Annotated in this window: 14 protein-coding genes; 12 read left to right on the top strand and 2 right to left on the bottom strand. The window is 65.2% G+C overall.

Going from position 1 to position 17,412, the window contains the following annotated elements; all coding sequences use genetic code 11:
- The first annotated feature begins 257 nt into the window (after positions 1–257).
- From ACJ73U_RS43095 to ACJ73U_RS43070, 6 genes are all read left to right on the top strand, one after another.
- Positions 258–437 (top strand): hypothetical protein, encoded by a 180-nt coding sequence (locus ACJ73U_RS43095; protein ID WP_407783574.1) that lies wholly within the window; start codon positions 258–260, stop codon positions 435–437.
- A gap of 2 nt (positions 438–439) precedes the next feature.
- On the top strand, positions 440–733 hold the full coding sequence (locus tag ACJ73U_RS43090; protein WP_407783573.1) for a hypothetical protein: 294 nt from the start codon (positions 440–442) through the stop codon (positions 731–733).
- 175 nt (positions 734–908) lie between these two features.
- Positions 909–1,508, top strand: coding sequence for a hypothetical protein (locus ACJ73U_RS43085; protein ID WP_407783572.1), 600 nt, complete (start codon positions 909–911; stop codon positions 1,506–1,508).
- Positions 1,509–2,087: 579 nt separating this feature from the next.
- Positions 2,088–3,674, top strand: a complete 1,587-nt coding sequence (locus tag ACJ73U_RS43080) for a tetratricopeptide repeat protein (RefSeq protein ID WP_407783571.1) — start codon at positions 2,088–2,090, stop codon at positions 3,672–3,674.
- A gap of 148 nt (positions 3,675–3,822) precedes the next feature.
- Complete coding sequence (locus ACJ73U_RS43075) at positions 3,823–5,412, top strand: M1 family metallopeptidase (RefSeq protein WP_407783570.1); 1,590 nt, start codon at positions 3,823–3,825, stop codon at positions 5,410–5,412.
- Positions 5,413–5,638: 226 nt separating this feature from the next.
- Complete coding sequence (locus tag ACJ73U_RS43070) at positions 5,639–6,568, top strand: hypothetical protein (protein WP_407783569.1); 930 nt, start codon at positions 5,639–5,641, stop codon at positions 6,566–6,568.
- Between the two features lie 489 nt (positions 6,569–7,057).
- Here ACJ73U_RS43070 and ACJ73U_RS43065 read toward each other — a convergent pair whose 3' ends face one another.
- Positions 7,058–7,255 carry a hypothetical protein gene (locus ACJ73U_RS43065; RefSeq protein WP_407783568.1) on the bottom strand — a complete coding sequence of 66 codons (198 nt, stop codon included), beginning with the start codon at positions 7,253–7,255 and terminating at the stop codon, positions 7,058–7,060.
- Between the two features lie 28 nt (positions 7,256–7,283).
- Positions 7,284–7,481, bottom strand: a complete 198-nt coding sequence (locus ACJ73U_RS43060; RefSeq protein WP_407783567.1) for a hypothetical protein — start codon at positions 7,479–7,481, stop codon at positions 7,284–7,286.
- A 568-nt stretch (positions 7,482–8,049) separates the two neighbouring features.
- On the opposite strand from ACJ73U_RS43060, the gene ACJ73U_RS43055 reads away from it, so the two are divergent.
- The 6 genes from ACJ73U_RS43055 (at position 8,050) to ACJ73U_RS43030 (ending at position 17,219) form a co-directional block, all read left to right on the top strand.
- Positions 8,050–9,363 (top strand): hypothetical protein, encoded by a 1,314-nt coding sequence (locus ACJ73U_RS43055; RefSeq protein ID WP_407783566.1) that lies wholly within the window; start codon positions 8,050–8,052, stop codon positions 9,361–9,363.
- A 408-nt stretch (positions 9,364–9,771) separates the two neighbouring features.
- The gene (locus tag ACJ73U_RS43050) at positions 9,772–9,906 is read left to right on the top strand and encodes a hypothetical protein (RefSeq protein ID WP_407783565.1); all 135 of its coding nucleotides are present in this window, start codon (positions 9,772–9,774) and stop codon (positions 9,904–9,906) included.
- A gap of 2,440 nt (positions 9,907–12,346) precedes the next feature.
- Positions 12,347–12,667 (top strand): hypothetical protein, encoded by a 321-nt coding sequence (locus tag ACJ73U_RS43045; RefSeq protein WP_407783564.1) that lies wholly within the window; start codon positions 12,347–12,349, stop codon positions 12,665–12,667.
- A gap of 155 nt (positions 12,668–12,822) precedes the next feature.
- Positions 12,823–13,698: a hypothetical protein gene (locus tag ACJ73U_RS43040; RefSeq protein WP_407783563.1), complete on the top strand. Its 876-nt coding sequence runs from the start codon at positions 12,823–12,825 to the stop codon at positions 13,696–13,698.
- Positions 13,699–13,765: 67 nt separating this feature from the next.
- Positions 13,766–15,733 (top strand): hypothetical protein, encoded by a 1,968-nt coding sequence (locus tag ACJ73U_RS43035; RefSeq protein ID WP_407783562.1) that lies wholly within the window; start codon positions 13,766–13,768, stop codon positions 15,731–15,733.
- On the top strand, positions 15,726–17,219 hold the full coding sequence (locus ACJ73U_RS43030; RefSeq protein ID WP_407783561.1) for an SCO6880 family protein: 1,494 nt from the start codon (positions 15,726–15,728) through the stop codon (positions 17,217–17,219). Before ACJ73U_RS43035 ends, ACJ73U_RS43030 begins: the two co-directional genes overlap by 8 nt.
- The last annotated feature ends 193 nt before the right edge of the window (positions 17,220–17,412 follow it).

Raw genomic sequence — 17,412 nt, 5'->3', positions numbered from 1 at the left:
CAGACACCGGCGGAATCTCATGGACGCCCGAACCGATCGGTTCACCGTTATCGCCGAAGTGATTCGGAGGTGGTTCAGCGACGACATCGAACCCCTGCACGTCGCCCAACCTCTCCCGCGACAAGACACCCCACCCAGCCAGGTGCCCCGCTCAACCCGGCACAGCCTCCCGAGCGTCCGCCGCTCTAGACCATGCGCGAGGTCCCCAACGGGCTTAGCGAAGACGTGGCCACCCACCCAAGAAAGCGACAAATCCGATGACACTGAAGTTGACCCCGCCGACCAGCAAGTTCTTGACCTCCTCCGAGCCACGGCACATCATGCTCAAGCTGATGGCCGTCCTGGCCGGTCTTGCCATGGCGTTCCTGCCCAGTCGGTGCGACGCCGCGACGGCCACGGCGATTGCGGCTGCGGCCGCACACGCCCAGGCGGTGTGACGATGACCGCCACCTACCGGCTGCCCCTTCTCGAAACGGACCCGGACCAGGCATGCCACGTTCTGTGCGGCACCAACGCCGCTATCGACTGGGACGATGACCCAACCCGAGTCTCCGCTCGCCTCGGTGACTGCCGGGTGGAGGTGTTCGCCGAACCTTGTCGGCTACTGCTGATCACCGGACCCAGCAACGACGCCGTCGGCGAGACCGCTAACCAACTCGGCTACTGCCACGGCACGATCACCGAGATCAAGTACGGCGTCGCCACCCGGCCACCGATTGTCAGCTCGAGATGATCCGCCCAGCCGGCGAAACCGTGCGACGGCGCGAAGCAACCCCGCGCTACATCCCCGACGAACTCCCGGCCCTCCGAAACGGACAACGCCTCATCTGGTCATCCCCGGCCAGGTGATGCCCCCACCCATGAGCACGTGCCGAACCCGCACGGTCCTGACTGGGAGCGACCGATCCATGCCTGAGCACTCGCGCCACACCCCCGGCGATGCAGCACGCATCAGCGAGGCCATCCCGCCCGAGGCAAACACCGATCACAAGTGGCTCACCTTGGCTGCGGCCGCTTATCTCATGGCCTACATCGAGGAGCACGGCAACAACCAAGAGACGACGGCTCGTCGAGCACTCCGCGAGAATTTCCTTGAGGGCAGGGAGATGTGCCGTGCGGGCGCAACCCGAAATACCAGGCCAGGCGCTGCTGCTGTCGCGGACGTTCTCGACGAGGACGTTGACCGCCTCTATGTCCTCGCCGCCGACGTCAGCCAGGAACAACTAAACGCCGCTCTCGCCGAGGCCGCCGCCGCAGTCGGGCTGAACACCTACTCGTCGCAGGAGATCAACACCCTCGACGGCTTACTTGCCGCGCTCTACTCCGTCAGCGCCGACCTCGCCAACCGGGTACTGACCTACGCCCGCCCGCTGACGGCTGACGAATGGAACGGCCTCGGCAGCTTCTTTATCCGCGGACTGATTCTCATCGGCAACCCGGGCGGCCTCGACCCCGCCCCTCACGACACCGACAAGTCGACGCACGAGGGGATCGACAACGGCCGGTGAACAATCCCGATCCGGAGTACGCGGCATCCAACGCGCAGAGCCACAACGTCCTCGGCGGTCTGGTGGCCGGCCACAGTGTGCAAGCCGCGACCATCACCGGTGGAGTACATATCCAGTCCTCCACCGGCGCGTCGATGCCCACCGTGCCGCGTCAGCTTCGCCCTGCTCCGCCACACTTTACCGATCGCACGGAGGTGCTCGCCGACCTCGACAAGATCGTCACCGATGGCGATCCAAGCCGGAGCGGTCCGGCGATGGTGGTCATCGTCGGACCCGGTGGAATCGGGAAATCGGCGTTGGCGCTGCGGTGGTTGCACAACGTCGCGCCGCGCTATCCCGATGGGCAGCTGTACGCGGATCTTCCGTCCGGCAGTGACTCGGACCCGTTGCTCCTCAGTGCTGTCCTGGGCAGCCTTCTCCGCGCTCTGGGGGTCGCACCGGGACTCGTTCCAGCTGACCTCGGCGAAGCCGCGAGCCTGTTGCGGTCGGTGACAACCGATAAGCGTTTGGCCCTGCTAGTGGACAACGCCACGTCGGCCGAGCAGGTCCGCATCCTGGTGCCGGCCTCATCGCGGGAGCGTGGTGGTCGTGGCGAGCAGAAACCGCCTCGGTGGTCTGGTCATGGAGGGCGCGACATTCCTGAGGCTGCCCCCGTTGGATACGTCGGCGGGTGCAGAACTGCTGACCCGCACTGTCGGCGACCCCCGCGTGTCACGGGATCCGTCCGCAGCAGCGCGGCTGGTGGACCTGTGCGGTGGATACCCGCTCGCATTGTCGATCGCATCGGGGATATTGACCACACGATCGCATTGGGACATTGCGCGGCTCGTCCAGAACTTGACCGATGAACCGCGTCGGCTGACAAATATGACCCTCGAAAAGGATCTCTCATTGACTGCGGTATTCGACGATTCGTACCGGCAGTTGGATGCCGACACTGCCCGCGCATACCGGCTGCTGGGACTCATCCCCGGCCCCGACTTCACCGCTGCCCTGGCCGCCGTTGTGCTCAACCATACGGAGCCCGATGCCGAGGAACTCCTGGAGGCTCTGGTCGAAGCGAGTCTTCTGGAGACCCGTGACGGCCAGCGCTACCGCTTCCACGATGTGCTACGAGCCCACGCCCAGCAACGCGCCGAACAGGAAGAGGAATCAACGGTACGTGATTCCGTATTGGATCGCGTTCTTGGACACTACCTCAAACTCGCCGCCATCATCTACCGAACAGTAATGCCGAGAGAGTGGCGGGCCGGCCCGATCTATGAGCATCTCTCGAACGGGCCCGCGCCATACAGCGGCACCGCGGAGGCGCTGGATGCGCTGGAACCGGAACTCCTCACCATCATGGCGTCCCTGCATGACGGCCTGCAGGGACACCGCGACGATCTAGTGTGGCAGGTGGCTGAGGCGCTGTGGCCGCTTTTCCTCTACCGCCAGCATTTCGCGCACTGGGTGCAGACCTACCAGTGGGGTGTGGAGGCGGCGACGCGGTGCGGCCACCAGGTTGCCCTATCTCGCATGCATCGCCAACTGGGAATGGCCTACCACAACCAGGGACAGAACGAGGAGGCCATCAAGCAAGGCACGCTCGCGCTGGCGGCAGCGACAGTGGCTGGACACGGCCAGGCCGAGTCCAGCGCGCGATCCCTGATCGGTCTGTCCTACCGGGATGCCGGGCGCATCGCCGATGCCGTCGCGCTCTTCCGGGACGCCATCGCCAGCGACCATGAGGCGGAGCGGCGACGCAGCGAGGCGCTGAACTGGCGGCGCCTCGGTCAGGCACAGATCCTCGCCGGCGACCTCGCCGAGGCGATCGCCAGCTTGCGACACGCCCAAGCCCAGGCCATCGCACTGGGAGAACCGATCGTCGAGGCCATGACCACAGTGCACCTGGTGGATGCGCTCAGCCGCGATGGGCAGTACGACAAAGCCGCTGACCTTCTCATGCGGGTCAGTGCGACCATCGAAAACGAGGGTTCCGCACAGTATTCCGGAGTGCTGCTGTGGGTGCGAGGTGAGCATGCACTCCGCGTCGGCGAACCCGATCTCGCTCGCTCTTACCTCGCCCAGGCGCACCTGCTATTCGATTCTCACGGTATTCGACGGCACGCGAACCGGGTGGCGGCCACACTCGCCCTCATCGACCCGCCTCCGGAGAACCCATGACCTGCCTGGACAGCGCATACATGCGTCCACACAGGAACTCTCGGGGCCGGACGGACTGTTCACATCGCGAAACGCCTGGGGAAGGTCGATGTGTATAGACCGCCCGCTTGAGAGAGATCGGGATAGGTAACAAACAGAAAGGAAGTACATGGAAAAGCGAAGAATCCGCATCGTTTCGGCACTTGCTGTCCTGCTCGCGATAGCGGGGCTCACGTTCACCACGGTTCCCGCCACTGCGGCCGAGACGCCCCAGCCGGGGGCCGCCGGCATCGGGGACTCCCTGTTCCCGGGACTGGGAAACGGCGGGTATGACGCCCTCGCCTACAGCGTCAACCCGCACATTCCGGCGGGGGTTCCGGACCAGCCGGTACCCAGCACCGAGCGGATGAACGCGCGAGCGACCCAGGCGCTGAGCCGGTTCAACCTGGACTTCGGCGGGCCGGGTGCCGACGCCGTCACCGCGGTCAGCGTCAACGGCCGGCCGGCCGTTTTCGACTGGCAGCAAGAGAACCAGGAACTGGTTGTCACGCCGGCGCAGCCCATCTGCAACGGCCGTGTGTTCCATGTCGACATCGCCTTCGCCTCGCATCCGGTCACCCCGGACCCGGCGAACCCGTACCCGGACGGCTGGATCACCACGGCCTCGGGCGGCTCGTTCACCGCGTTCCAAGCCGCCAAGGCTCACCAGGCGTTCCCGGTCAACGACCACCCGCGGGACAAGGCGAAGTGGACGTTCAACATCGACGTGCCCGACGGTGTCACGGCGGTTGCCAACGGGACGTTCGCCGGCACCACCGAATCCGATGGACGCGCGACTTGGAAGTACGAGTCAACCGACCCGCTGGCCACCGAGCTGATCCAGATGGCCGTCGGAACCGATCTGCAGATCATCCAGCGCGGCACGACGGCTGGCGTCGCCTTCCGCGACGTGATCCCCGCAAGCCAGCGGGACCTGGTCGAACCCCTGCTCGCCGAAGGCCCCGATCAACTCCGGTGGGCGGTGGCCAAGATCGGCAAGTTCCCGTTCCGGAACTACGGGAACTTCGTGGCCGACCAACTCATCGGCTACAGCCTCGAGACACAAACCATGTCGATGTCCTCGATCGTGCTGTTCAAACCCGACTACCTGCCGGGGAAGACCGGGGTGGACTCGTTCGTCCTCCCGATCACTCTGCATGAACTGATCCACCAGTATTTCGGCGACTCGGTCTCGCCCTACTCCTGGAGTGACATCTGGCTCAACGAGGGATTCGCTACGTACTACGAGAAGTGGTACGCGGCCGAGAAGGGTTGGCTCGGCGCGTGGGGCTACCCGTCGTTCGAGGCGTACGTGCATGACCAGTACCGGCTCGGCGACACCATGCGACACGACGACGGTCCGATCGCTCAACCAACGCCTGATGTCGACCTGCTCGACAACTACGCCATCTACGATGGCGGTGCCGTGGTGCTGTACGCGCTTCAACAGGAGGTCGGTGACTCGACGTTCACCGCGATCATGCGGGGCTGGGCCCGCGAGTTCGCTGGACGCTCGGTCAGCACTGGCGACTTCGTCCGCTACGCGAGCAGAGTCGCGGGCCGGGACCTCACCGGCTTCCTGAATCCGTGGCTCTACGACACCCACACTCCGTCCATGCCCGGTCACCCGGACTGGACCGTGGATCCGGTGACGGACACGACCGTCGCGAGAATGCACGCGGACCACCCGGGCCGCCGCGCCTTGGGTCTAGCCGCGTAGACGCGACTCACGAGCGGGGGCCGGTGGCACCCGGCTCAGCGAGTCGCCGCATCTGCAGCGAGACGTTACCCGTCCGCGAACGCCCAGACGCCAGCCGCGCTGGGCGTTCGCGGAGGCCGCCTCATCTTCGGTCCCCACGGACAGGACGGTGCTCGACTGTGGCATGCAAGACGCGTGGTGCGACTTGACGACTGAGGGAGTGTGCAGTGAGCAGAGAGGGGCAATCGTGGCCGACCACTGGAGTAGCGCAACCCAGGGCGGGTTCGACGTCGCGGCCGATGTTCGGGGACTCCTTGCTGCGCTGGCGGAGTCGGCACCGCCTCCTGAGGTTGATTGGATGCTGACACGCGTCGCCGGCGCGATCATCCAGGTCCTCACGAGCCACGACGAGATTCCGTCGGCCGTGCGCACAGACGTGGTGAACGTGATCCGTGCTGCTGGCCGGCTGCGCCACACCGCCATCGCCGGCGCCGTGGCTCAAGCCGCGTGGCGCTCATCCACAGTCTGTGAGCATCTCGACTGGTGTCGGGAACTCGCGCGCTACGGTGAGGACGCGGCGATCACCGGCCGGGAACCGGAGTTGCTGATCGAACTGCTCGACAGCAGCGCCGCGGTGTACTCGTCGACAGCTGACTGGCCGGGCGCGGAACGCGCGTGGCTTCGCGCGCACGCGGTGGCCGAGTCCCTCGGTGACGCCGCGCGAGGTGTGCAGCTCCTCCGCCTGCTCACCACCAACTACCTGAACTGGGAACGACCGCACAAGGCGGCCGACACGTTGCTGGAGCTCGTGGCGATCCACGAACGCGTCGGGAACCGGGTGAAGACGGCTGAAGCGCAGGCTGCTGTCGCCCGGATCATGACCAACGCTGGGCGTGCGGATGCCGCGATCAAGTATCTCCGGAAAGCCGACCGCTCCCTTCACTCGCGTCCGGACACCCAGCCCGAGCTGGCCATGGTCCTGAGCGATATCGGCCACGTATATGCCCAGTTGGGGCGGATCAACACCGCTCGCACCTATTACCACGAAGCGTTGGCGTTGGTCGTAGACACCGACGATCGGGCCGCTGAGCAGATCCGCGCTATGCAGTCGGTATTGCCGAACGGTGATCACGACGGCCTCGACCTAACTGCTCGCTGGCGAAGTCGACCGGGGTGACCGTCTGCACCCACCTGGCCGGTCGTTCAGCGACGCCGATCCGTTGCGGGCCCGGCATGCCCAACCCGCACGGCCTGAGCGTGCTCGACTGGCAGCAGGGTCCGCCTCGAGAGCGGCGACCGCACAGAACCGGCACTACCAGCCTGGATGTCCAGCTACGTCACCCTGCCGTCTCGGCCCAACACTGGCCCGCTCATCACCGGTGCGCCAGCAAGCTGACCAAGGCCGAGAGACTCGGGGCGTCGGGGTCGTTGATCAGGGCGAGATCTAGCAACAAATTAATCGCCGCCCGCTTCGTCCGGTATCGTCGTTTCTGTGAATCGCGTGGAGGACAGTCAAACTGCCCCCAACAACGCGGTGGACCTCCAAAGGTTGCGTGAGGACAACGCGCACACGTCCGTGGTGTGGCGGCGGGCGGCACCCCGGTGTCCCACCTGGGTAAGGAGACCGGGGCGCCACCCTGGTTAGTAAGGAGACCGCCTGGTCGACTCAGTCTGCTTGTTGTGTGCCCACGTATCCGTTGGGGAGGATTCCCAAGTACACAACTTGCATGGCGAACCTGGCGACATCCAGTGTGGCCATGAGCGGCGTATCAGAGTCAACGGTGTCGCTCATGTCGACTTCGTCCAACCGGAGATCCGATTGGTTCAGGATGTCCGTCAAGTCCTGAACCTTCAGCTCGATCATTTGCTGAACTTCTTGTCCGCCAGCTGGATCAGTTGTTGCAGCAGTCCTGGTGGGCCAGCTGGATCGAGTTGTTGCCGAACTTCTGGTCGGCCAGCTGGATCGAGTTGTTGCCGAACTTCTGGTCGGCCAGCGCCGCGCCGCTGGCGTCCGCGCCGACCGCGCCGACGGAGAGGGCGGCGATCGCGAACGCGGCCGCCACGGTGGACCTGTAACTCCAACTGCGCATGATTGCTCCCTTGTTCCTGGGGTGGATTGCGGCAACACATCGGACCTCAGCGGTCCATTTCGGTTACCTGGTGACGATCCAGCGTCGAGCACCAACGGCTCCATGTCGACGGCAAGCGCGTCGAGTTCGCACTCCACACGTGTTCCGTCGGCGGTTGAGCCACGATCAGGAGACCTACACCGGATGTCTGACGACTACCTAACTCCGGCAGGCAAGAACAATCCATGACCAATGACGTATACGGCGGATACATCAGACACATACGACGTATCCCTGCTGGTCGCCAGAGATATACTCAACTCCGCAACCGGTTCGATTGTCAGGAGTTCACACCGTGCCCGCCAGTGCCCCCAGTGAGCGCCACTATTGTCGATGTGGGACACCCACTGCAGCTGACAATCCGGACGGGCGCTGCGGACGATGTCGGCAGGAGTTCTGTGACCGACAGAACGCGTCACCCCGTGTCCCGACAAGCTTCTGGAGCACACCTCAGATTCGAGCAGCGTTCGCTGCTCGACACATCGGCAAGGTTGCGCGAGCGTACCGACAACATTCTCACCACGACATCATGTTTGGCTCAGGAGGCATCACCCAAACACTCTTGGGGCAGTGGCTAGGGATCTCCCAGGCGCAGGTCTGCCGTGTAGAAACCGGGAAACCGATCAAAGATATTGACACACTATCTCACTGGGCGCAGGTGTTGCGGATTCCACCTGATCTCTTGTGGTTCGACCTGCCGGGCAACCGACGCATTGACGGAGTGTCCGTTAACGGGTTGATCGACGGCACAAGTGTCGATATGAAATCACCGTTATCATTACGTGAAGACGACTGGCTGCCGGACGATAGTCGTGAACTCGCAGACCTCTTGCGTGGCGGCGCGAACCTACCGATTAACGCTTCGACCGCAACGCGTCTAGCGCACGAGTGGCTCGTTACAGAGCCGCCGCACGTGGTCGAGGTAGGTTCTGGTCGCCGGATTGGCGAGGGTCTGGTCGGCAAGATCGAACGTCGTATTGCGGAACTCCGGCGAATGGATGACTTTGTGGCGGGCGGTGATCTATACAAGCTCGTCGAACGAGAGTTGCATTCTACTGCCGCGCTAGCCCAAAAATCCAACTACACCCAACGAATAGGCCTCCGTTTGCTGAACGCTATTGGCGAGTTGAGTCAGCTTGCCGGATGGGTCGTTGGTGATGCTGGACGGTACGACGCAGCAGCTCACTACTGCACAGTTGGCGTGAAGGCTGCCCACGCCGCTGGCAATCTCGGAATGGCCGGCAACCTGATATCGACGCTCAGCTATCAGGTGGCGAATATCGGTAACCCTCGCGACGCCGTACTTCTGGCTCAGAGCGCCGACGCTGGAGGCAAGCGCGCAACACCGGCAGTGCGAGCGTTGTTTAAAGAACGCCTGGCCTGGGCATATGCCAAGGCAGGAGACCGTCGGTCCACGGAACGCACTCTTGCTGCTGTCGAAGCGGCATACGAACGCGGAAACCCTGACAACGAGCCAGCGTGGATATATTGGCTAACCGAAGACGAAGTTAACGTGATGGCTGGTCGCTGCTTCGTCGAGCTGGGTCAAGCGGATCGCGCGATCCCTCTATTGGCTGACGGTTTGAAGAGTTACGACGAGCGTCATACCAGGGAGCTTGCTCTCTATACAAGCTGGTTGGCAGAGGCGCATGTGCAACAAGGCGCGCTCGATGAAGCCGTAGCTGCTGCGTTTCGTACGCTAGAGCTAACTTCACAAATAGCGTCGGCTCGCAGCGATGATCGGATAAGAGTGCTACTCGGAAAGTTTCAGCCCTACGAGAAGGTGTCAGAAGTGGCGGACTTTGAAGCGGCTGTAATTGAGTTGGCGGATAGTCAATCTTGAATGTCGGTATCGGATCGATCTAGCATGCCTTGCTGGGCGCGCGGTTCCGCCCGCCTGCAACGTCGAACCGGAGAGCGAGCGCCACTGTCGGACTGACCTGCACCATCACCGGATCCCGGCCCGGCCCGCGTTGGATCCTCGACGCCTGCATGGCACCGCACCGTTCGGCGACGAAGCGGCCTGGACCCACCCGCCAGCCTCAGTGCTCATCGCAGACGGCTGGCTGTGGGACCGAAGCAGCGCCGACTCCAAGGCCGGGGCTGCGGTCTTCTGCTACATAGTCGTACACCTCGCCCACCATCACCGAACAACTGCACGGCACACTGGTGCTGCTGTTCGACGTCGACGCACACATAGGCGGCTTTCGGAGGCGCGAGACCTACTTCGACGCCCGAGGGGGTGGCCTGCGTGATGATCGGCTACCCCGGCATGTACAAGCTCGGCGGCGGCGTGCACGGCGCCAAGCTCCACGTCTACGGTGTCGCGCCCGATTCCCGCGGCAGCAAACCACCTCCAACGCCATCGAGAAGACCGCCCACCTGATCACGGTCATGTCCACGGGCAGCTACCCGACAACACCAGCGAGACGTTCCCGATGACCGGAAAGCTCACCGACACTGCCATGACCGGCGGCGAAGGCTTCTCGGTCACTCCGACCCTGCGCACCCTCAGCATCGACATCCCACCACGCCGCGTTCGACACCACAGTCGCCGCGGGCCTGCCGGAACACCTCGTCACCCAGGTCGATGACCAATGGCCAGATACCCGCCCCCACGCTCATCCAGGCCGTCATGTGGCCGGCCTACGCACTGACCCGAATCCCGCCTCCGCACCGCCCTCCAGGACGCCGCCGGCGCCGCTGGCATCGACCTTGACGTGAGAATATCGCGGGACTGTCGAATATCGACAACTACCTCGCCGGCCTGGGCATCCCCGTCACGGCCGGGTCGGCGTCGACTACGTCGCCCTGCACGCCACCGACGAACGCATCCGCCTGGACACCATCCCGACCGTGTACCACGCGCCAAGCTCGCGTTGCTCAGCACGTAAACGCCACACCCGCTCGCGTGTCAGACTCGCTGGGGCCAAGCGAGGCCGTCGGGTCCTCCTGATCGCAACAATCCAGGTGGTGCGAGCTACGCGGTCGCGACACGCGCGATCAGTGCGGTGAACGTGGGGCCTCATGCCGGCCACTTAAAGGCCGCGCCGCCCAGCAGCGCGGTTGCGGCGGCGCAGACGCTCGGTCTTCAGTAGTCGTGGCCAAGCAGGGCGGCACGGCGAGAGCGATCCCTTGGAGCGCGAACCGTGCATTTACAGCACTCGCAGTCGAGCTTCCAGCCGTCTCCTGGCGGACGGTCGGTTCCCGGCGCTCGCTGAGGCCGGGTCGTGGCGTGAAAGAACGTGATCTGTCCGGTAACAGCATTCGTCGCTGTGGATGGCCTAGTTGGGACTAACGGAGCGTGTCAGCGCGCCTCCACGTAGTTGATGTTCCAGGCTGTGGGGCCGTGCCGCAGGTGTGTCCAAGAAGATGTCACGGCAGTTGACAGGCGCTGGGCGCCCTGACTGGCAATTGCCAACATGCAGGCAAAATGCAGATTTCGTCCAGGCCTTGCAGCCGCCGGACATGTCGTTCGGCGTGTCGGATGGCCGGAAACAGCGGCAGGTGTGCTGGCGCAAGCGCAGTGACCTGGGGAAAGTAGAGGACGTGCTCGCACGGTACGGCTTTCGATCACTCAGGCCGATCGTGGGCGAGCACCGGTCGTCAACTCGCTGCGGTGACCTGGGGTCCGTAGCGCTTGGGGGGGTTGACGGCTCGATGGGGTGCTCAGCGGGACTTCCAGGGGGAGGTTGTCCCGCTGAGCACCACTCAGGAGAGGTCGCCCAGGCCCCTCTCCCGCATGACTGCGGACAACCGCGCGACGCGGCCGACTCCCCCAGTCGCTGTCCACGGTACAGGACGAGCACGTTAGTCCCAATGGAGTAGTCGGCGGAGGTATGCGCCTCCGCGTAAAGGGGGTTGTCATGTCGAGTAGGCGCACGGATGACCGCACAGCTCCGGTATGGCCACGTGATGTGCGGTCGCGTGGCTCAGCGGATGTGCTGATGCGGTACGAGGCCATCCATGTCGCGGCTCTGGGAGTCGAGTTGGGACGGGAGGTCCGTACGCCGTGGCTGGTGCGACGGGGGCGCTCTCGCTGTGGCCGATGCCCGTCGGACCCCACCGCGGTCGATGGGCGGACCAGCCTGAGCGGGGTCGAACTCGCGCCCCCCCGTGCTGGCGGTATGGGCCTGCGCCTCTCTATTTCGCTACGCCCATAGTCGGCGGCGAATAGAACGACTTTGTTGGGGGATGTTGTGGCTGAGAGGAGATCTCGGCCGCTATATGTGGCTGGGGTCGCGGGCGGCGTGGGTACGTCAACGTGGACCCGCGCCTTCCGTGACCAAATGCAGGTACCGGTCGTGGAGCTTGGAGTATTCGCAACGTACCTGGCGAGTAGAAATCGCGTTAGCGGACCTGTGGACGTTCTTGTCACGTCTAATACTGCTGCGGCGGCCGCGCAAATCGGTGGGGCGCTTGCCCGGTGTGAGCGGCCGCCTCTGCTGGTTGTGATGCACACGGTGCCTGGCAGTATCGGGGCAACCCGCGCTCATCTACGCAAGGCCAAGCCTCACATCACACGCCGATTCGATGTGCCACATCAGCATTGGTGGCTGGAGCTGGACGAACCACCCGGTAGTTACGTTCCGAAGAGTTTCACAGAACTAGTTCGGGCTATGCCGGCGGCTCTGCACGAGATGTACAGCGGACCGCCGACACCGAGGCCAGCCGGTGTGCTGGCACACGATGTAGGAATGCAGGCTCCGGCACGAGGTTCGGAGGCCGGAAATATTGCGCACGTGTCACATCAGGGGGGACACGCGCTGCGTCAGCGCCACAGTCGAGGCTGAGCGCTCGCACGTTAGTTCGGGGGGAATAGTGCAATGTTTGAGCGGGCATATGCCCGGCTCATGGTTTGGCTAACACAGCCATCGGATCCGTTGATTCCTAATCCGGATCCGAAAGCGCCGCCAGGAAAACTTGCGGACGCTGCGGACACGCTGCTGGCTTGGCTCAAATGGGGAGGCCTGGCCGGTTCGGTGGGTGCGTTGGTGGTTGCCGGAATCATGATGGCCGTCGGCAGACGAAACCGAAACAACATGGCCGTTGAAGGCGCGATGGCAATGCCCTGGGTGATCGGCGGTCTCGCACTGATTCTCGGCTCGGCATCAGTCGTGACGTGGCTGCTGGACGGTGGCCAATGACGACACGAACACCGGAGTCGACGACCATGTCAATGGAAATACCAATAGTCACAGCGCGGTCAGTCTGTCCTCATGTTGAGGCGGATCAGTCGCGAATCGCGTGTGGTTGTCTGCTGGAACCGCGGTCCATACGCCACGTCTGGCGTGCTGGCCTGGTGGCCCTCGTCGCTCTGCTAGCGGCGGTGCTGACCGCTCCTGCCGCTGGTGGGGCACCGAGCGATGTCGACAAACTGCCCGCTGCGCTGGCGAAGTATGTCGTGGGATCGCCGGCGTGGCTGGCCGCGCCGTGGATGACTGCACCGTCCTGTCGAGACAACGGTGGCGACTTCTCGGTGTGGGTCGAGAACGTCATCGCCGACACCCCGGCGCTGTTGACGTTCTTCCAGAGCAGCATTTTCGGCGACCACGTCCCTGCACAGGACAGATCACGCCGCGATGCGATCCTCGCCGGCTACCGCACGCTCGCCAATAAGGGTCACCACGTGCCGGCCGGCTTCTGCGTGAACGACATCAAACGGTGGGCCGGCGAGGACCCGGAGATGAAGCCGTTCGGGTTCGCGTGGGGCACGGACCACACCACCATGTTCACCTGCACCGACAGCACCGCAAGCAGCGGCATCGGCGCTGAGGGGAACGCGGAGTCGGGGGCGGACCACAATCGGGGCGTGGGCGCGGAACGGGCACCGTGTACCGGGTTCCACCTTCGCTGTGACGGCGCCTCGACTGTCGGGGATCGGCTGCGGTGCGCGATGTGGAACGTGTTCTCCGCCCGCTACGTCGCGAACGTCGAGGCCCTGCGGGCACGCGCCATCAACGCCCATCCGGCTACCGGTTCCGCCCCGACGGTGGAGAAGGCATCGACCTGGAAGACGGTCCTGGCCATCGCGGTACCCGCGGTGCTGGTCGTGCTCGCGGTGGGTCTCGGCTGGCAGGCCCGTGCTCGCCGCCGCCAACAACAGGGCCAGCTACGGGGCCGGGACCGGTCCGTGCCCGTGACGGGAGGGGGTGTGGACGGTGATGAGGTGGAGTGATCGGCCCGCGCGGTCGACCGTCTCGCGGCAACGCCGGCGGTGGCTGCGGCTGCGGCGGGTCGGGGTGGTGGCGCTGGTGGTGGGCGTGCTTTCCCTGATGAGCGTCTCGCTGGCGGGGGCGGCGCCCAAGGATGTCGGTGAGATCCCGGCGCCGTTGCAGAAGTACTTGCCCGGGTCACCGGGGTGGGACTCCTCGCCGTGGATGACCTCGCCCGCATGCCGGGACAAGGGCGGCGACTTCTCCGCCTGGGCCGCCGCGGTCATCGTGGACACGCCGGAACTGTTGAAAGTGTTCAACGCGGACATTTTCGGCCCGGACGCCCCGAAGGAAGGGAAAGCCAGGAGCGACGCCATCCTTGCCGGCTACCAGCAGTTGGCTACCGATCTCCAGGGGCAGATCCCGGCCGGATACTGCGTCGATGACGTCAAGCGGTGGGCTGGTGAAGACCCGAAGATGCGGCCCTTCGGCTTCGCCTGGGGCATGGTGGACACCACGATCTTCAGCTGCACCGACACCGAACCCGGGGTGAAGGAGTCGGAATACCGGAACAAATGGGTCGGCGCGGAACGCGCCCCCTGTGACGGGTTCAGTGTGAGCTGCAAGCACGCCGGCGCGGACCAGAAACGCTGCGACGCGTGGAACGAGTTCTCCGCGGACTACACCGATCGGGTCTATACCCTTCGCGCGACCGCGATCAACGATCATCCCGCTTCGCAGCAGGGTGAGGTGGATACCCGGATCAAGAGCCCTGAAGAACTCGCGGGAGATATCGCGGACAGTGCATTCGGCAAGCTCGCGACAGCAATCGCAAAGGGCGCGGCCACATTTCTTGCGGAGGCGATGACATTCTGGACCCGAACGGACCGGTCGTCCATGCTCAAAAGCCCGGCGATCAAGAGCATCCAGGACTCCCTGTGGTACGTGGCGGTAGTGCTATTGGTGGGCAGTGTGATGTGGCAGGGAATCCTGCTGTTGTTCAAACGCAAGCCGGATCCGCTCGTGAACGCGGGTATGGGTTTGTTGTCGTTCATCGGTTGGTCAACGCTGGGTGGAACGGTAGCCGTGGTGCTGTACGAGGCTGGTTTGGCACTGACCACTCAGGTGTTGGATGAGTCCATCGACAAGTTCGCCACCGCAATGGGCACCGCCATGATGGCCAACGTGGTCGTATCGGCGCCGATCATTTTCTTCCTGGCAATCATTCTGTTCTTGTTGGCGTGTATCCAGTGGTTCCTAGGATTCTTTCGAATGGGTGCATTGGTTATTCTTTTGGCGTTGATTCCGTTAGCGGCTGCCGGGCAGATCAACGAGTCGACAAAACCGTGGCTGCCGAAGGTCGCGGGGTGGTCGCTCGCCCTCATCTGTTATCAGCCGGTCTCGGGTCTGGTGTTCGCGATCGGGTTCACCCTGATCGGCGACGGCACAGACATCTCCACGGTCCTGACCGGGATGGCCACGCTCGGCCTGGCGGTGATGTCGATGCCGACGCTGCACCGGTTCTTCGACTGGGGCGGACGTAGCTTCGCCAGCGGTGGCGGTGGCGGCGGGGGCCCGATGGTCGTTGGAGCGGCGGCGAGTGCGCTCGGCGGCTCGTTTGCCCAGTACATGGACAGGTCTGGCCCCGGCGGCCGAGGCGGTGGCGGCGGCCAAGCTGGCGGGGGTGGTGGGCCCGGCGGTGGCGCGCCGCCGGTGGCCGGCGCGAATTTCGGGGACGTGCCCGGCGGAGGGCCTGGCAGCGGCGGCAACGGGGCACCGGGTGGCGGCGGGCCTCGTCCCCAGGCTGGGGGCGTGGTGCCCGCGGTCTCCGGCACACCTCACGGATCACCGACGACGGCAGCGGCTGGGGGGACCGCAGCGACATCGGCCACCTCGGGGGCAGCGGGGTCATCAACTGCAGCAGGGGCGTCGGGGGTATCGGCGGCGGGCGCAGGACCGGCGGGTGCCGCGGTCGCGGCAGCTCATATGGCCAGAGATCGGGCCGCCGGGGCGATGACCGACGGGGCGCCACCACCGGGAGGTGACCGGAATGGGTGAATCACGCCTCTACGGCGGCTGGCGCCCCCGCCGAGGGTTTGGCCTTGGCCGGCTGAGTGAAGCACAGACCGCGGTGGTCGCCGGCTGTGTGCTGGTGCCCTTGGGGACCTGGATCGTCGTGGCCACGGTCGGGCTCTCGGCGCTGGTGATGGTGGTGGTCACCACAGCTGCGGCCGGGGTGACGGTCTTGACGATGGTCCCGCACCGATCGCATGGCACCTCGTTGGGCGGCGCTCTGGTGATCTGGGCCCGCACCAGCGCGGCGCGGCGCAAAGGCTGGACGGAATGGGAAGGCGCGGTGTTCACCCGCCATGCTCGCGCGCTGGAGCTGCCGGGGGTGCTGGCGCCGTTCATGCCGCTGTCCACCCAGGACGGACTGGGCAATCCCTATGGACTGTTGTGGGACCGGCGGACGGGAAGACTGACCGCGTCACTGCGGGTCGCGCCGGTCGGGACGGTGCTGGCCGACCAGGAACGCACTGATCTGTGGATCGGATCCTATGCGGCGTGGATGGCCGCGCTTGGCTATGAGCCGACCATCGAATGGGTGTCGATCACCATCGAGTCCGCGCCGTCCAGCGGCGCCGAGCTTGCCCACTACGTCGCGCAGCGGGTCGACCCGGCCGCGCCGGTGCTGGCCCGGGACACGATGGCGGAGATCGCCGCCGCGCACCAGGGCGCCACCGCTGACATCTCTGTTCGGGTCAGCCTGACCTTCCAGCCGCACCGAGCCCGGCCGACCCCGCGGGACGACGCCGAACGGGTCGCCGAGGTCAGCCGGGCGCTGACTGGGCTGGAAGGGGATCTGCCGCTGTCCGGGGTCGCGATCCTGGGTCGGGCCACCGCTGCGGACTGGACGCACTGGTTACGGCTGGCCTACGACCCCCACGCCCGAGCTGAACTCGCGCAGTTGTCCGAGGAGCAGTACCTGCTGCCCTGGCCGGACGCCGGCCCGGTCACAGCGCAGGCGCACAACGACCACCTGTGGCACGGCTCGGGCTGGTCGGCGTCGTTCGCGATGGCCGCGCTGCCCAACCAGCAGGTCACCTCCACGGTGCTGGCTCCGCTGGTCACCCCGGGCCGCTACCACCGCCGGGTCACGATCACCTATCAGCCCCATCCGGCCGACCAGGCCGGCGAGATGGTGACCCGAGAAGCCACCGGCTCCAGCTTCCGGCGCGAGGTGCGGCGGCGACGCGGTGTCGACGAGACCGCGCGGGACCGGGCCGACGAGGCCCGTGCCCGCCAAGCCGCAGAGGAGGAAGCCCACGGCGCGGGTGTGGGGCTGTGGGGGATGTATGTGACCACCACCGTCGAGGACGAACGTCTGCTGCCGGACGCGGTCGCTGACCTGGAAAGCCGCGCCCGCAACGCCAAACTCCGGCTGCGTGCCTGTCATGGCTGGCAGCACGTCGGGTTCGCGGCGAGCCTGGGGGCGGGGATCTATCCGCCCGAGCTGGCCAAGCGTGGGCGGTGGGCCCGGTGACTCATCGGCCGGACACGCGGCTTCCGCGTCGTGATCGACGCCCCACACCCAACGTTCCCCTTCCGCTGTATCCGCAAGTCACGGGTGCACAGGGGACCCACGGTTCGCCGCTCGGGCACGTCCACCCTCGACAGCGAGGTGGTAATTACAGTTCGAGCGATGATATGAAGTGCTTATTTTAGTGATAGATTGT

Origin of the sequence: Actinophytocola sp. (assembly GCF_045807065.1) — a bacterium.
Classification (GTDB): Bacteria; Actinomycetota; Actinomycetes; order Mycobacteriales; family Pseudonocardiaceae; genus Actinophytocola.
The sequence above is the reverse complement of the archived record's forward strand: the minus strand, read 5'-3'. Positions and strand labels throughout refer to the sequence as shown.

Coding starts and splice junctions, on each gene's coding strand:
- ACJ73U_RS43095 (WP_407783574.1), top strand. CDS start 258: ATGACACTGAAGTTGACCCCGCCGACCAGCAAGTTCTTGACCTCCTCC.
- ACJ73U_RS43090 (WP_407783573.1), top strand. CDS start 440: ATGACCGCCACCTACCGGCTGCCCCTTCTCGAAACGGACCCGGACCAG.
- ACJ73U_RS43085 (WP_407783572.1), top strand. CDS start 909: ATGCCTGAGCACTCGCGCCACACCCCCGGCGATGCAGCACGCATCAGC.
- ACJ73U_RS43075 (WP_407783570.1), top strand. CDS start 3,823: ATGGAAAAGCGAAGAATCCGCATCGTTTCGGCACTTGCTGTCCTGCTC.
- ACJ73U_RS43065 (WP_407783568.1), bottom strand. CDS start 7,255: ATGATCGAGCTGAAGGTTCAGGACTTGACGGACATCCTGAACCAATCG.
- ACJ73U_RS43060 (WP_407783567.1), bottom strand. CDS start 7,481: ATGCGCAGTTGGAGTTACAGGTCCACCGTGGCGGCCGCGTTCGCGATC.
- ACJ73U_RS43055 (WP_407783566.1), top strand. CDS start 8,050: ATGTTTGGCTCAGGAGGCATCACCCAAACACTCTTGGGGCAGTGGCTA.
- ACJ73U_RS43045 (WP_407783564.1), top strand. CDS start 12,347: ATGTTTGAGCGGGCATATGCCCGGCTCATGGTTTGGCTAACACAGCCA.
- ACJ73U_RS43030 (WP_407783561.1), top strand. CDS start 15,726: ATGGGTGAATCACGCCTCTACGGCGGCTGGCGCCCCCGCCGAGGGTTT.